Origin of the sequence: Streptosporangium amethystogenes (assembly GCF_000721075.1) — a bacterium.
GTDB classification, from domain to species: domain Bacteria; phylum Actinomycetota; class Actinomycetes; order Streptosporangiales; family Streptosporangiaceae; genus Streptosporangium; species Streptosporangium amethystogenes.
Genome location: NZ_JOEQ01000007.1, coordinates 165,305 through 180,470, shown reverse-complemented (window position 1 = coordinate 180,470; position 15,166 = coordinate 165,305). Strand labels below are relative to the sequence as shown.

At 70.6% G+C, this 15,166-nt stretch carries 15 protein-coding genes; 5 read left to right on the top strand and 10 right to left on the bottom strand.

The window, feature by feature from the left end:
* Positions 1–98: 98 nt before the first annotated feature.
* The 5 genes from IG98_RS0113315 to IG98_RS0113290 form a co-directional block, all read right to left on the bottom strand.
* Positions 99–485 (bottom strand): tautomerase family protein, encoded by a 387-nt coding sequence (locus IG98_RS0113315; RefSeq protein ID WP_030910845.1) that lies wholly within the window; start codon positions 483–485, stop codon positions 99–101.
* A gap of 186 nt (positions 486–671) precedes the next feature.
* Positions 672–2,063, bottom strand: coding sequence for a class II fumarate hydratase (locus tag IG98_RS0113305; RefSeq protein WP_030910842.1), 1,392 nt, complete (start codon positions 2,061–2,063; stop codon positions 672–674).
* Positions 2,064–2,128: 65 nt separating this feature from the next.
* Positions 2,129–3,718: a serine/threonine-protein kinase gene (locus IG98_RS46830; protein WP_051752040.1), complete on the bottom strand. Its 1,590-nt coding sequence runs from the start codon at positions 3,716–3,718 to the stop codon at positions 2,129–2,131.
* A 35-nt stretch (positions 3,719–3,753) separates the two neighbouring features.
* The gene (locus IG98_RS0113295; protein ID WP_245651536.1) at positions 3,754–4,920 is read right to left on the bottom strand and encodes a serine/threonine-protein kinase; all 1,167 of its coding nucleotides are present in this window, start codon (positions 4,918–4,920) and stop codon (positions 3,754–3,756) included.
* Positions 4,921–5,281: 361 nt separating this feature from the next.
* A complete protein-coding gene (locus IG98_RS0113290) occupies positions 5,282–6,934 on the bottom strand; it encodes a fumarate hydratase (RefSeq protein WP_030910833.1) in 1,653 nt (550 codons plus the stop codon).
* Between the two features lie 250 nt (positions 6,935–7,184).
* Here IG98_RS0113290 and IG98_RS0113285 point away from each other — a divergent pair, with 250 nt between their 5' ends.
* Complete coding sequence (locus IG98_RS0113285) at positions 7,185–7,532, top strand: hypothetical protein (protein WP_030910831.1); 348 nt, start codon at positions 7,185–7,187, stop codon at positions 7,530–7,532.
* On the opposite strand, the gene IG98_RS0113280 is transcribed toward IG98_RS0113285, so the two are convergent.
* Positions 7,459–8,388, bottom strand: a complete 930-nt coding sequence (locus tag IG98_RS0113280) for a DMT family transporter (RefSeq protein WP_030910828.1) — start codon at positions 8,386–8,388, stop codon at positions 7,459–7,461. The genes IG98_RS0113285 and IG98_RS0113280 overlap by 74 nt on opposite strands.
* 67 nt (positions 8,389–8,455) lie before the next feature.
* On the opposite strand from IG98_RS0113280, the gene pdxR reads away from it, so the two are divergent.
* Complete coding sequence (pdxR, locus tag IG98_RS0113275) at positions 8,456–9,997, top strand: MocR-like pyridoxine biosynthesis transcription factor PdxR (protein WP_030910824.1); 1,542 nt, start codon at positions 8,456–8,458, stop codon at positions 9,995–9,997.
* On the opposite strand, the gene IG98_RS0113270 is transcribed toward pdxR, so the two are convergent.
* From IG98_RS0113270 to IG98_RS0113260, 3 genes are all read right to left on the bottom strand, one after another.
* On the bottom strand, positions 9,950–11,086 hold the full coding sequence (locus IG98_RS0113270; protein WP_245651535.1) for an MFS transporter: 1,137 nt from the start codon (positions 11,084–11,086) through the stop codon (positions 9,950–9,952). The two genes, pdxR and IG98_RS0113270, sit on opposite strands and share 48 nt — an antisense overlap.
* 161 nt (positions 11,087–11,247) lie before the next feature.
* Complete coding sequence (locus IG98_RS0113265) at positions 11,248–11,427, bottom strand: hypothetical protein (RefSeq protein WP_030910818.1); 180 nt, start codon at positions 11,425–11,427, stop codon at positions 11,248–11,250.
* Between the two features lie 302 nt (positions 11,428–11,729).
* A complete protein-coding gene (locus tag IG98_RS0113260) occupies positions 11,730–11,969 on the bottom strand; it encodes a YbaB/EbfC family nucleoid-associated protein (protein ID WP_157594309.1) in 240 nt (79 codons plus the stop codon).
* Between the two features lie 290 nt (positions 11,970–12,259).
* On the opposite strand from IG98_RS0113260, the gene IG98_RS0113255 reads away from it, so the two are divergent.
* Complete coding sequence (locus IG98_RS0113255) at positions 12,260–12,865, top strand: DUF1707 SHOCT-like domain-containing protein (RefSeq protein WP_030910812.1); 606 nt, start codon at positions 12,260–12,262, stop codon at positions 12,863–12,865.
* Between the two features lie 2 nt (positions 12,866–12,867).
* Here the strand turns inward: IG98_RS0113255 and glpX are convergent, their stop codons facing one another.
* Positions 12,868–13,902, bottom strand: coding sequence for a class II fructose-bisphosphatase (gene glpX, locus IG98_RS0113250; protein WP_030910808.1), 1,035 nt, complete (start codon positions 13,900–13,902; stop codon positions 12,868–12,870).
* 82 nt (positions 13,903–13,984) lie between these two features.
* Here glpX and IG98_RS0113245 point away from each other — a divergent pair, with 82 nt between their 5' ends.
* Both IG98_RS0113245 and IG98_RS0113240 read left to right on the top strand, forming a co-directional pair.
* The gene (locus IG98_RS0113245) at positions 13,985–14,590 is read left to right on the top strand and encodes a TetR/AcrR family transcriptional regulator (protein WP_030910805.1); all 606 of its coding nucleotides are present in this window, start codon (positions 13,985–13,987) and stop codon (positions 14,588–14,590) included.
* Positions 14,591–14,628: 38 nt separating this feature from the next.
* Positions 14,629–15,162, top strand: coding sequence for a DUF4245 domain-containing protein (locus tag IG98_RS0113240; protein ID WP_030910802.1), 534 nt, complete (start codon positions 14,629–14,631; stop codon positions 15,160–15,162).
* The last annotated feature ends 4 nt before the right edge of the window (positions 15,163–15,166 follow it).

The window sequence follows — 15,166 nt, the reverse complement described above, 5'->3', positions numbered from 1 at the left end:
GTGGCCTGGCTCCGCCTTCCCGCCCGGCCCGGGGGATGCCGATGGGGGCCAGAGTACGAGCCTCCCGGGCCGGCCACCGCCGGAGGGAAGGCGGCGTCTCAGATGGTGACCGGATACATGAGCGTCAGCTCGTCGCCGGGGAGACCGCGGATGCCCCAGTTGACCTTGGGCGACTCCAGGATCACGATCTCCAGGTCCTCGGCGGGGAGATCGAGTTCCTCCCCGGTCCTGGCGAACAGGGCGCGGATCAGCGCGCGCTTGGCCTCGTCCGACCGGCCGCCGAAACAGACGATCTCCACGATGAGGTACCGCTCGCTCCGCTGCGGGCAGATCAGGTCCTCGGCGTCCAGCAGCAGGAACCGGTGGAACCGCTTGTCCTCGGGGAGTCGCCAGACGTCCACCAGACAGCCGTGGACGGCGTCGGAGATCTCCTGACGCCGGCCGGACCACACGTCCCGCCGACCATAGAACTTGATCTGGGTCATGTTTCGCAGTCTCGCAGGCGGCCGCCCCACGGCATCGGTCGGGTCGCCGTTCTGGGCCCCGTCACCGCGGATCTCGCCGTGGCGAGGATCGGCCAGGTGGTGCCGCACGAGGTGGGAAAGCGGCGGCGTGCCGCGATGGCCGACGACACGGCGGGGCGCCGCCCGGACGACCGTGACAGGCGGCAGCTATGACGGAGGCCGGGTCATGGACAGTACGTCGAGCAGGTCGTCGAGCCGTTCCTCGGTGAGGGTGCCGTTGGCCACATGGCCGCGCTCGATGACGACCTCGCGGATGGTCTTGCGCTCGGCCAGGGCCTGCTTCGCTATCTTGGCGGCCTCCTCGTACCCGACGTAGGGGTTGAGCGGGGTGACGATCGACGGCGAGGACTCCGCGTACTCGCGCAGGCGGTCGACGTTGGCGGTCACGCCGTGCACGCAACGGTCGGCCAGTAGCCGGGAGGCGTTGGCGATCAGCCGGATGGACTCCAGGATGTTGCGCGCGATGACCGGGAGCATCACGTTGAGCTCGAACGTGCCCGAGGCACCGGAGAAGGCGATGGCCGCGTCGTTCCCGATGACCTGGGCGACGACCATGGTCACCGCCTCGGGGACGACCGGGTTGACCTTGCCCGGCATGATCGACGAGCCGGGCTGGAGGTCGGGCAGGTTGATCTCGCCCAGCCCCGCCCGGGGGCCGGAACCCATCCAGCGGAGATCGTTGGCGATCTTGTTGAGCGAGATCGCGACCGTACGGAGCTGGCCGGAGAGCTCCACGATGGCGTCCCGGGCCCCCTGGGCCTCGAAGTGGTCGGGAGCCTCGGAGAACGGCAGCCCGGTGGCCTCGCGCAGCTTCTCGATGACCTTGGCCGCGAAGCCGGGAGGGGTGTTGACACCGGTGCCGACCGCCGTACCGCCCAGGGGCAGCTGGGCGAGGTGCGGGAGCGCGCCGCGCACCCGCCCGATGGCGTTGTCGATCTGCGTGGCGTACCCGCCGAACTCCTGGCCCAGCGTGACCGGGGTGGCGTCCATCAGGTGCGTGCGCCCCGCCTTCACCACGCCGTCGAACTCCAGCGACTTGTCCCGCAGCGCGGTGGCCAGGTGCCGTAGGGCGGGGATCAGGTGGTATGACACCTCGGTCAGGGCGGCGACGTGGATGGAGGTGGGAAACACGTCGTTGGACGACTGTGAGGCGTTCACGTGGTCGTTGGGGTGGACGGGGCGGCCCAGCCGCTCCTCGGCGAGGGTGGCGATCACCTCGTTGGCGTTCATGTTGGAGGAGGTGCCGGAGCCGGTCTGGAAGACGTCGACGGGGAACTCACCGTCCCACTCGTTCTCCGCGACGTCGGTGGCGGCCTCGGCGATCGCCTGCGCCATCTCCTTGTCGAGCACCCCCAGTTCGGCGTTGACCTCGGCGGAGAGGGCCTTGATCAGGCCGAGTGCGGAGATGTGTGGAATCTCCAGCCCGCGCCCGGAGACGGGGAAGTTCTCCACTGCCCGCTGGGTCTGCGCCCGCCACTTCGCGCCCGCAGGCACCCGCACCTCGCCCATCGAGTCATGCTCGATCCGATACTCGCTCATACGTCCAGTCTGCGTCCCAGGGAGGGAATCAAACCGGCAGGTGCGGGTCCTTACCGGGGGAGTACTCAGGAGAGGGCGGCGACCACCAGAATCATGATCACTACCAGCGCGATCGCGGCCACGCCCATGAGGGCGAGGATGCCGATCGGGGGTTTTTTCGAGGGGGTCTGCCGCTCCCCAGGAGCACCGGGGGCACCGGGGACGTGCCGACCGTTCTGACCCGCGATCGCGAACAGGTCGGTGCCCAGGCCGGGAGAGCGGCCGAAGGCGCCGTCGGAGGACTCAGGCCCCGGCGGGCGCCAGGGCTGCGAGGACATCGGGACTCCCGGGCCGGCGGGACGGTCGCCGGGGAGTGGGCCGTGCGGCGGGAGGGCGGCGGGGGTTTCCGGGCGTCCGGGGACGGGCGCCCCGAACTCCGGATCGACCGGGGGGAAGCCGTGCGGCGGGGTGGCGGAGAGGTCAGGCTTTCCGCTGTCGGGGAATCCGTGCTCGTTTCCCTGCTGCCCGAAGGCGCCCGGGCCGCGACCGGCGGTCGCGGGTCCCCGGGCGACCGGAGTCCCGAGACCGGGAGGGCCCTGCCGCCCCGGGGGCTGGCTGTCCGGGTAGGGCGAGGCAGTCGGACGGCCGGGGGCCGCGGTGGAGGGAGGTTCCGCGACGGGCGCCGTTCCGCCGGGGATGCGCAGGCCGCCCTTGGGGCGGATGACCACCATGGTGCGGTCGGCGTCGAAGCCGTCGGCGTCGTCCTCCTCCGCGTCCGGTGCGAGGGGCGTCTCCGGGGCGGAAGGGGGCGGTGCGGGGGCGGGGACGGCGGGGATGGAGTCCGCGAGGTGTGAGGGGGTGTCCGCCACGGCCCGGAGCATCGCGCCCGCCTGAGCGGCCGTCAGCCGCGCCGTGTGGTCCTTCTCCAGCAGCTGTTCGAGCACCGGGCGCAGTGGCCCCGCCTGGGTGGGCGGGTCGACCTGCTCGCTCATCAGCGCGGCCAGGGTCTCCGCCACCGAGGCCCGCTCGTAGGCCGGGCGGCCCTCGACCGCGAAGTACAGCGTGGCGCCGAGGGACCACAGGTCCGACTCGGGGCCGTTGTGCTCGCCGCGGGCCCGCTCGGGCGCGGTGTATCCGGGAGAGCCGATCACCATGCCGGTCTTGGTGAGGCTCGTGTCGCCCTCGGCCTTGGCGATGCCGAAGTCGGTGAGGACCACCCGGCCGTTCTCGGTGATCAGCACATTGCCGGGCTTGACGTCGCGGTGCAGCACCCCCTGGGCGTGGGCCGCGCGGAGCGCCCCCAGCAGGTCGGCCCCGATCTCGGCGACCAGGCGGGGCGGGAGTGGCCCCTCCTCCTCGATCACCTGCTCCAGGGAGCGTGCCTGCACGAGCTCCATGATGATCCAGGGGCTGCCGTCCTCGACGATGGCGTCGTGGACGGTGGCCACCGAGGGATGACTGATGCGGGCGGCCGTGCGGCCCTCGCGGATCATCCGCTCCCGAAGTTCGGCGCGTTGCGCCTCGCTGAGGCCGGGTTCCTGACGGATCTCCTTGATCGCGACTTCACGGCCGAGGGAACGGTCACGGGCTTTCCAAACTGTGCCCATCGTGCCCCGGCCGAGCGGCGCGATCAGCTCGTAACGGTCCGCGAGCACACGCATCTGCTGTTCCGGCATGAGAAGAAGATAGCCATTCCACCTTGAGAAGCGCTTTACCCGCGCTTACGGAGTTCCCTCGGCCAGAGAAGACGCGGGAGCATCAACCTTATAAGGGGTGTCATAAAACGGACAAATGGGCGATAGGTCGGCGAAACCTCCGTCGGCTTTCTGTGCACCCCTTCGCCCGGACGCCGATGTGCGCGAGGCTGGGACACCGGTGCAGACATCGGTCCGGACGGTGGCGGGGCCGACATGGGGGACGAGAGCCGCGGCGCCGAGGTCGGCGTCGGCACCGAGCCGAACCGGTGCAGCCCGCGGTGCTGGGAACGACGGCTGAACGGCGGAACCAGGGTCCCGCCGGACCCGCCCACGGGTGGCCTGCCGTCGGGGCGCCTGGCGGGCCTGATGTCGGATCTGACATCGGGCCGTGCGGGCCGGGCCGGAGGCATGGTGAAGGAATCCTCGACCAGCCCGCCGGCCGCCACCCGGGCGAGCATCAGCGAGGCCCGTCCCGTGTCGAGCCGGGAGTTCGGGTCGATCGTGAGGAGACCCCGCAGCACCGGCGTCAGCGGGCCCGCCCGCTCCATGGGGATCGGCTCGCCACTGGTCAGTGCGGCGAGCGCGGCGGCGGCCGTACGGCGGCCGTGCAGGCCCCGGCCCTCGACGGCGGTGTAGAGGGTCGCGCCGAGTGACCACAGGTCGCCGGACGGGCTGGCCTTGGAGCCCAGCACGCGCTCGGGGGCGATGTATCCGGCCGAGCCCAGCACGATGCCCGCCTGGGTGATCGACACGTCACCTTCCAGTGCGGCCAGGCCGAAGTCGGTGAGCACCGCCCGGTCGTCGGTCACCAGGACGTTGCTGGGCTTCACGTCGCGGTGGAGGATCCCCTTGGCGTGCACGGCGCGCAGCGCCCCCAGGACCTGACGGCCGATCTCCGCCACCTGGCGTGGCGGCAGCGGGCCGTGGTCCTGCAGGAGCTGCTCCAGCGATCTGGCACGGAGCAGCTCCATCACGATCCAGGGGCGCTCGTCCTCGGTGACGACGTCGAAGACCGTGATGACCGAGGGGTGGGCGACCATCGCGGTCGCCCGACCCTCACGTTCGGTCCTGGCGCACAGCTCGGCGCGGAGATCCTCGTCGAGGACCAGGGGGAGGCGGACCTCCTTGACGGCCACCTCGCGGTTGAGCAACTCGTCGTGTGCGCGCCAGACAGTGCCCATGCCACCGCGCCCAACCGGTTCTGACAGCCGGTAGCGCGCTGCAAGAAGGTATCCGGGCGGCGCACGCATGTGGTGCAGCTTACCGATTTGCGTAATGAGACCAGTAGAGACCGGGCCGAATCTTCTTGCCAACTTCGGTCAGATTTTCGCGCTCGTAACTGTTGAGAAACGCTGCGTGATATCTGACAAATTGCCGAGGGGCCATGGCTTCTCCCGATAATCAGGACGTATGCGGCGATACTATAGGTAATGAGCATGTTTCCGGCATCGAAGGCCGTCGAAGGCCGTCGATGGGCGCCCGAGGTCGAGTTCGTCGACCTCGGGTGCCGGTACGACGGAGTCCGGAGAAGGCCGGGGGCGGTCAGCGGCGGCCGATGCTCAGGACGGGCCCGGTCGTGTCCGTGAAGAAGTCCTCGCCCTTGTCGTCGACCACGATGAAGGCAGGGAAGTCCTCGACCTCGATCTTCCAGACGGCCTCCATGCCCAGCTCGGGGTATTCCAGCACCTCCACCTTCTTGATGCAGTCCTGGGCGAGGCGGGCGGCGGGACCGCCGATGGAACCGAGGTAGAAGCCGCCGTGGGTTTTGCAGGCGTCCGTGACCTGCTTGGAGCGGTTGCCCTTGGCGAGCATGACCTTGGAGCCGCCGGCGGCCTGGAAGCGTTCGACGTAGGAGTCCATCCGGCCCGCGGTGGTCGGGCCGAAGGAGCCGGAGGCGTAGCCCTCGGGGGTCTTGGCGGGACCGGCGTAGTAGACCGCGTGGTCCTTGAGGTACTGCGGCATCTCGCCGCCGGCGTCCAGCAGCTCGCCGATCTTGGCGTGCGCGATGTCGCGGGCCACCACGAGCGGTCCGGTCAGCGACAGGCGGGTCTTGACCGGGTACCTGGTCAGCTCGGAGAGGATCTCCTGCATCGGGCGGTTGAGGTCGATCTTCACCACGTCGTCCGACAGGTGCTCGTCCGTGGTCTCGGGCAGGAACCTGGCCGGGTCGGTCTCCAGCCGCTCCAGGAAGACCCCCTCAGGGGTGATCTTCGCCAGGGCCTGGCGATCGGCGCTGCAGGAGACCGCGATGGCCACGGGGCAGGAGGCGCCGTGCCGGGGAAGGCGGATGACGCGGACGTCGTGGCAGAAGTACTTGCCGCCGAACTGCGCGCCGATGCCGAGCTTCTGGGTGAGCTCGAAGACCTTGGCCTCCAGGTCGGTGTCCCGGAATCCGTGGCCGGAGGGGGAGCCTTCGGTGGGGATGGAGTCCAGGTAGCGGGCGCTGGCGTACTTGGCGGTCTTCAGGGCGAACTCGGCGGACGTGCCGCCGACGACGACCGCCAGGTGGTACGGCGGACAGGCGGCGGTGCCGAGGGAGCGGATCTTCTCCTCCAGGAACTGGAGCATCCGCTTCTCGTTGAGCACGGCCTTCGTCTCCTGGTACAGGAACGACTTGTTGGCGCTGCCGCCGCCCTTGGCCATGAACAGCAGCTTGTACTCGTCGGGGTGACCGAGCGGGTCCTCGGCGTAGAGCTCGATCTGCGCGGGGAGGTTGGAGCCGGTGTTCTTCTCCTCCCACATGGTGATGGGGGCCATCTGGGAGTAGCGCAGGTTCAGCCGGGTGTAGGCGTCGTAGACGCCGCGGGAGATGTGCTCGGCGTCGGCGCCGTCGGTGAGCACGTGGCGGCCGCGCTTGCCCATCACGATCGCGGTGCCGGTGTCCTGGCACATCGGGAGCACGCCGCCCGCCGAGATCGAGGCGTTCTTCAGCAGGTCGAGGGCGACGAAGCGGTCGTTCCCGCTCGACTCGGGGTCCTCGATGATCTTGCGGAGCTGGGCCAGGTGGGACGACCGCAGGTAGTGGGAGATGTCGTGGACGGCGGTCTCGGTGAGCAGCCGCAGCGCCTCGGGTTCGACCTCCAGGAACCTGCGCCCGGCGGCCTCGACGACCCGCACCCCCTCGGTGGTGATCAGGCGGTACTCCGTCTCGTCCGGTCCCATGGGAAGCAGGTCGGTGTAGTCGAACTCGGGCATCGTCGTAGGTCCTCCGTGCGGGCGCCGTTTTCCTAGAGGGTACGGCCCTCGCGATCGTGTCCGACCTTCGCGGTCGGGTGGGAGTCGACCCGCCTCTTCTCCAGCGAGCACCAGGGGACAGATCGTATGAAAACTACATATTTGGGACAAGCATTAATGGCATATGCGTCTTTTGTTCACATATGTCCGAAGAAACGAGAGAAGCTGGAAAGGGGCCGGACCGAGCGTCCGGTGGAGGTTGGGAGACATCATGAACATCGGAAACACCATCATGACCGGTGACATCATCCTGTTGATCCTCGTGGCCGTCTTCGTGGTGGCCGGTCTCGCCGTATCGCTGATAGCCATCACGCTGAACAGCATCAAAGAAGGCAACGGGCGGACTCCCCAGTGGCCGGTGAGCTGGCCGGACTCTCAGCGGACCGTCCCCAGGCAGCGGATCAGCGCCGAGTCCGGACAGGCGATCCTGCCGCCGCACCAGGGGGCGGCGCCCCTGCGACGGGCCGACAAGCCCACCGAGCGGGTCAGCCTGCCCCCGCAGGACGACGCGTCCTCGCAGTCGGTGAACCTGCCCCGGCAGCGGGTGGACCGGCTCTGAGGCCGATGACGATGCCGGTGACCACGAGCGCCGCGCCGAGCAGGTCGGGCACCGAGGGCGCACCGAGGCCGAGGACCGCGCCGGTGACGATGGCGCCGACCGGGATCAGCCCGGCGAACAGTCCCGCGGTCCCCGGGCCGAGCCGGGGCAGGGCGTCGTACCAGAGGAAGAACGCCACGGCGGTCACGATCAGCGACTGGTAGCCGAGGCCCGCGATCTCGGGTGCGGTCGGCACCCGGATCATCGCGGTGCCGTCCGCGAGCAGGCCCGCGACGACCAGCAGTGGTACGGCCAGCGACGCCGAATAGGCCGAGACGCGTACGGCGCCCAGCTTCGGCAGCAGCGGGATGGCCAGCACGGAGAAGCAGATCTCGCAGCCCAGCGCGCCCAGCGACCAGAGCAGTCCGGTCAGGTCACCGCTGCCCAGCCCGGTGGCCACCGTCGCTCCGGTGACGACGACCGCCGCCGCCGACAGGAGCCGGGGTGAGGGGCGCCCGCCGAGCAGGGCCAGTGCCAGTGGCACGGTACCGAGGACGGTGCCGACCAGGGCCGGGCCGCCGTGCCGGGTGGCCTCGATCACGCACACATTGAAGATCACCAGCCCGGTCAGGGAGAGCGCCGCCAGCAGTGCCGTCTCACGAGGCGTGAGCCGCACGAACCGCAGCCCCGCCATCCGGGTGACCGTGAGAAGGACCACGGCCGCCAGCAGGTAGCGCACGGCCTGTCCGCCGTAGACCGGATAGTCCCCGATCACCCCGGAGACCCCCGCCAGGGTTCCCACCAGGAACATCGCCCCTGCGGCCTCGCTCAGGCCGCGTAACTCCGGCCGGGAGACGGTACTGACATCCACGTTCATGTGCGAAATGCTAGGAAGCCAATGGCTCCCCTGTCGGGTCCAATGAAGCATCGAAACAGAGGACCAATTGGCCGATCTGCATCTCGTCGTCGACCGTGCGGCGGGCGGTGTCGCCGCCCAGATCGCCCGCGAACTCCGCGAGGCGGTGCGGCGTGGACGCCTGGCGGCCGGGGTCCGGCTGCCCGCCAGCCGTGAACTGGCCAGGGACCTCGGGCTCTCCCGGGGAGTGGTGGTCGAGGCGTACGAGCAGCTCGTCGCCGAGGGCTTCCTGATCTCCAGGACCGGGGTGGGCACCACGGTGGCCCCGGCCGCGGGCCGCCCAGCGGCCCTTCCCGGTGGCCTTCCCGGTGGCCTTTCCCGGCCGCCGGACAGCGCCACCTCGCCCGCCGATCCCGGGTCGACCAGCCCTGCGGAGGGCCGCGAGCCGTACCACGGGCGCCGCTCCACCTCGCCCGACCTGAGGGCGTTCCCCAGGGAGCGGTGGCTGGCCTCGATGCGGCGTACGCTCGCCGCGCTGCCCGTCGAGGCCCTGGACTACGGCGACCCCGGCGGTGTCTCCGCGCTCCGCGAGGAACTGGCCGCCTACCTCGGGAGGGTCCGGGCGGCCGATGTGACCCCGGACAACCTGGTGATCGTGGGCGGGGTGGCTCAGGGGCTGAGCCTCACGGTCCAGGCGCTCGCGGGGCGGCTTCCCCAGGCCCGGGCGCACCACGACCTCGACTGGTTCGTCCGGCGGGTCGAGCACCCCGTGCCCTCCCCGGGCCGGATCCTGCTGGCGGTCGAGGATCCGGCCGGGGTGCGCCAGCTCCCGCTGCTCCGCGCGGCGGGAGCCGACCTGGTCGCCGTCCCCGCGGACGACGAGGGCATCGATGTCGAGGCACTGGCCGGGACCGGGGCGCGGGCGGTGATGCTCACTCCCGCGCACCAGTACCCGACGGGGGTCGTGCTCTCGCCCCGCCGCCGCGCCGAGCTGATCGAGTGGGCCGTCGCGACCGACGCGATGATCCTGGAGGACGACTACGACGCGGAGTTCCGCTTCGACCGCGACCCGGTGGGCTGTCTGCAGGGGCTGGCCGCCGACCGGGTGGTCCTGGTCGGGAGCGTCAGCAAGTCGCTGGCCCCCGGGCTCCGCCTGGGCTGGGCGGTCGCCCCGCCCCGGATCGCCGGGTCGCTGCGGCTGGCCCGAGGTGAGCTGGACATGGGGTCGCCCGTCCTGGAGCAGTACGTCCTGGCCGACTTCGTGGCCACCGGCGACTACGACCGGCACCTGAGGAGGATGCGCCGGCAGTACCGCGCCCGCCGCGACGCCCTGGTGCTGGCCCTCGGCGAGCACCTTCCCGAGATCACCGTGCGGGGCGTCTCCGCCGGGCTCAACCTGTTCGCCGAGCTGCCGTACGGCTGGGACGAGGCCTCGGTGGTGGCCAGGGCCGAGGAGTGCGGGCTGGCGGTCGAGCCGGTGGGGCCGATGCGGCACGCCCCCGGCCCGCCCGCGCTCCTGATGGGCTTCGCCCGCCTGCCCGAACACCGCGCCGACCAGGCGGTCCGCGCCCTCGCGAGCGCCTTAGGGGCGCGCGGCGAGCTCCGGTTCCGGCTGGAAACCCCTGGCTAGGAAGACGATCAGGGCCACCAGGACGGCGGCGGGTACGAACGCCACGCGGACGTTCACCGTGTCGTTGAGGGTGCCGACCAGGGCGACGCCGACCAGGAAGCCGACGTAGTTGAACATGTTGACCCGCGCGATCGCGGTCTCCGCCCCGGCGCCGAGACGCCCGGCGGCCGAGAACGACTGCGGGGCGATGACGGACAGGCCGACGCCGACCAGGCCGAACGACAGGACGGCCGTCACGACACCGGGCGCGACGACGACGCCCAGCGTGCCCACGGCCGCGATCACCGCGCCCGCGCGGACGACCGGCGCGGGTCCGTACCTGCGTACCGCGAGGTCACCGGGGACCCGGGCGAGGAGCATGGTCGCCTGGTAGACGAAGTAGGCGAAGGGAACCAGCCAGCCGCTCGTCGCCAGCGCCCTCTCCATGTAGACGGTGCTGTAGTTGGAGACCGCCGCGTCCCCGACGTACAGGAACGCCATCGCCAGGCAGAGCGGGATGATCGGCCGCCACGGCACCCTGGCCGCCACCTGCGCTGCCTGCTCGCCGGCCCGCTCCGCGTCCCGCCCGTAGAGGCGGGGGAGCATGACCACGGAGATCACCGCGCCGATCAGCACCGGGACGGAGAAGGACCAGCCCAGCTCGACGCCGAGCTCGCTGAAGGCGGAGTTGAATCCGGCGCCCAGCATCGAGCCGACGCTCCACACGGCGTGGAAGCCGGTCAGCACGCTCATGCCGTACCGGCGCTCCACCGCGACCGCCTGCATGTTCATCGCCGCGTCCACCGCGCCGACGGACAGGCCGAACGCGGCGCTGAGCGCGTACAGCCCGGCGAGCTGGCCGTTCCAGCCCAACAGCGCCACGATGACGCAGACGGCGACCTGGGAGACGCGCAGGATCGGGGCGCTGCCGTACCGGCTCGCCAGCGGGCCGGCGATCGCGCTGCCGACACCGGCGATCACCGGTACGAGCAGCAGGACCAGGGCGAGGTCGCCGTCGCTGAGCCCGAACCTGTGCTGGAGGTCGATCACATGGGTGAGCAGGGTGGCGAAGCAGAGGCCCTGGACGAAGAACGCCGCCCAGGTCGCCACACGCGCCTGTCTGTCACGCGGGAGGGGCACGGCGGTCTCCAGAGAACATGAGGGGGGTTCAAGTTCTCGTCAGGTTAGGTGTGCCGCCCCCGGCGGTCAATGCCCCGCGGCACCCGGTATCCACGGTCCCGCGCCGTCGTCCCGACACCCGTCTCGGGTCATCACCGGTCGTCGGCGTCGTTCGGCTCCCCCCATACCGGGCGGCTCGGATCGGGAGCGGGGAGGGCGGAAAGGATCGCGGCGACGCCGGCCCAGTCGGCGGTCTTGACCGTGTCGTTCATGAGGCGGATGAGTGCGGGGATGTCCTCGTGGGCTTGCAGCAGCGCGTCCGTCCCCCTCATGACCTGGCTGGAGACGGCCTCGTACCCCGTGCCACCGCCCTGTCCCTTGAAAAAGTTCCTCCCCTCGGGGTCGCCGCCCCAGAAGTCTCCGATGTCGTTCAGCTCCGCGGCCGCCTGCCTGACGACGTCGGCGAGCCCCTCTTTCTCGGTGTCGAAGGCGCTCGCGACGGACCTGAGGTGGTCCGAGTGTCCTGAGGCGGCAGAACGGTTTCGAGCGGGGTGCCGGTGACGAATGGGTCCACCAGTCGTCTCATCTGGTCCCCGGCGTCGCGGGCCGCCTCGTCGGCCGCCTGGAGGATGGCCTACGCCAGCTCACCGGAGCCCAGTCGCATGGCACGGGGGTCGATCGTGAGGCTGGTGAGTGCGCCGGTCAGCGAGGTCTCGGCGGTGACGCGTCCTTGCGCCGCCTCGCCTCGGCCGCGGACCTCGGAGACGCTTTTCTGAAGCTCCTCAAGCCCGGTGACCTCATCGCGGAACCGCTCCAGCAGTCTGTCGAGCTCTTCGTCGCCGTTCTCGCCGGGCATTTCCAAGGGTGATCTCATAGCGCTCCTGAACGTCGGGCGGTCGAGTACCTGGGGTGACCAGACGGTCGACGTGGCGGGGCGGCCCGCAGGGGGCTCCGGCTCTCGCCCGCCCAATCTAGATCACAAAAACGATATTTAGCAATTTAACCGGTAGGTAAATCGAGTTTTCTGACCGAGTTCCGCGACGAGGCATGGCTCCAGCGGTTCGCCGGAGATGCTCCGGGGGCCGCGCGGGCCGGGGGCGGGTCGGGACGGCCGGGCGGTGCGGGGGCGCTCAGGGCGGTCACGCAGAGATTAGGGTCGGGGGGGTGGAGAGCCCCCGACCGCCCGCGAACCGCCGTCACAACCGTGAACCCGCCCCCGCCGACCTACGGGCGGCGGACTCCGACCGCGAGAGGGTGGCCGCCGTACTGGGCGACGCGCTCGCCGACGGACGTCTCGGCCACGACGAGTACGACGAGCGCGCCGAGGCGCTCTACCGTGCCCGCACGCTGGGAGAGCTCTCCGCGCTCACCGCCGACCTGCTCCCACCCGAGGCGCAGCCGCTCCGCACCGACGTCGGCCCGGTGACGGCCCTGTTCGGCTCCCAGGAGCGCGGTGGCCGCTGGGTCGTGCCGACCCACTTCTCCGCCACCGCGATCTGCGCCAACGTCAAGCTCGACCTGTGCGAGGCGCTGCTCCAGTCCAGTCGGGTGACCCTGCAGGTCACCGTGGTCGGCGGCACCCTCACCCTGATCGTCCCCGAGGGCGTGCGGATCGAGATGCCCGCCTCGTCCTTCATGGGGAGCAAGAAGAACCAGGTCCCCCCGGCCTCGCCCGACGGCCCGGTCATCGAGATCACCGGCGTCGTCACGTTCGGGAGCATCGTGGCCAAGTCCCCCAAGCGCCCTCGCCGTCCCTGGTTCCGTCGCTGACCTCAACTGGCGCTGTCGAAGTTGATCGCGCTGTACGCCCGCAGCTTCCAGAGCTGGTGCTCGCTCTCGATCTTCCGGATCGTCCCGGAACGGCCGCGCATGACCAGGGAGTTGGTGATGGCCCGCCCCGCGCGGTAGCGGACGCCCTGCATCAGTTCGCCGTCGGTGATCCCGGTGGCCGCGAAGAACACGTCGTCGGACCTGACCAGGTCGTCGGTGCTCAGCGTGGCGTTGAGGTCGAGGCCCGCGTCCAGCGCCCGGCGGCGCTCGGCGTCGTCCTGCGGCCAGAGCCTGCCCTGGATGACGCCGCCCAGGCACTTGAGCGCACACGCGGCGATGATGCCCTCCGGCGTGCCGCCGATGCCGAGCATCAGGTCGACACCGGTGCCCACCCGGGCCGCCATGATCGCACCGGCCACGTCGCCGTCGGTGATGAGCCTGATCCGGGCGCCGGTCTCCCGGATCTCCCGGATGATCTTTTCGTGGCGGGGCCGGTCGAGGATGACCACGGTCACGTCCGAGGGCTCGCCGCCCTTGGCACGGGCCACCGCGGCGATGTTGTCGGCCACCGGCGCGTTGATGTCCACGGACGAGGCGGCCTCGGGGCCGGTGACCAGCTTGTCCATGTAGAAGACGGCGGACGGGTCGTACATCGAGCCGCGCTCGCTGACCGCGATCACCGAGATCCCGTTGGGCATGCCGAGTGCGGTCAGCCGGGTGCCGTCGATCGGGTCGACGGCCACGTCGCACGCCGCGCCGCTGCCGTCACCCACCTGCTCGCCGTTGTAGAGCATCGGCGCGTTGTCCTTCTCGCCCTCGCCGATCACCACCACGCCGCGCATCGAGACCGTGTTGATCAACTGGCGCATCGCGTTCACCGCGGCGCCGTCGGCGCCGTTCTTGTCACCCCGTCCGACCCAGCGGGCCGCGGCCATCGCGGCCGCCTCCGTGACCCGGACCAGTTCCAGGGCGAGGTTGCGATCAGGAGCGTGCTCGCCCGTGGCAAGGGCGGCAGGAACGGACGTCTGATCAGACATGGTGGGAAACCCCTCTCGTGGATAATGCAACGATCGTAGTTGGCGCCCCTCTGACCGGTCGGCGGAGGATAATGTGCCCACCATGAGCAGCGACGCAGAACGGCTGGTGAAAGGCGTGGGCGCGCGGACCTCCGAGCGGGGTGCCGCCACGCGCGCCGCGTTGCTGTCCGCCGCCAGGGAGATTTTCGTCACAAGCGGATTCGCCGAGACCGGGGTCACCGACGTGGTCGCCCGCGCGGGGGCGAGCGTCGGAAGTCTTTACCATCATTTTTCCGGCAAGGCCGACCTCTACCTCACGCTCTTCGACGAGTTCCAGGCCCGGCAGACCCAGCGGACCAAGCAGGCGGTCGGCCAGGCCAGGGCGGCCGGCGAGAGCGACCCGATGCGGCTGTTCATCGCCGGGGCCCGCGCCTACCTGGAGGGTTGCCTGGCCGAGCGGGAGATCTCCGCGCTGTTCCTGCGGGGTGACGGGCCGCCGGGGTTCGAGGTCATCGTGCGCGACCGGCTCCGGCAGTGGGCCAAGCGCAACGCCGCCCTGTTCGAGGGTGACGAGGGGGCGCTGGTCGTGGTCCTCACCGGGGCGCTCGCCGCCGCGGTCTCCGAGGTCGCCCTGTCCGACGACGAGGACGCCTCACGGGTGCTCGTGGAGGACGTGCTGGCCATCATCGCCCAGATCCGCCGCCCCTGAGGGCGGACCACCTCCCCGAACGGATAGTGTCGACAGTCGTGCGAAAGTTCACTCAGGGCTTTTACGGCTACGTGGTCGCGATGGCGGTCTGCCTGGCCGCCGTCGGCCTGTTCCTGCTGGTCACACCGCAGAGCAGGACCGAACACATCCCCAGGGTCGACTACTCGATCGCGTTGGCCGATCTGCGCCGTACGGCGCCCTTCCAGGTGTGGGCCCCCGAGCCCGTCGCCGCCGGGTGGGTGCCGAACAGTTCCCGGAGCACCCGTGAGAACGGCGCCACCACCTGGAAGCTCGGCTTCGCCACCGCCAAGCGCTTCCACGCGATGCTCGCCCAGAGTGACGAGAGGCCCGCGGCCGAGTTCGCCAACAGGCTCTCCAACACCTCCACGGTCACCGGGACCGTCCAGATCGGCGGGGTGACCTGGGAGCAGCGCGTCCGCGAGGACAAGAACCAGCGCGCCCTCGTACGGTTCCTGCCCGACGTCACGATCGTCGTCACCGGCACCGCCCCCTGGGACGAGCTGTCCGCCCTGGCGGGCTCCCTCAAGCAGCAGCCGAGGAACAACTCCTAGCGCG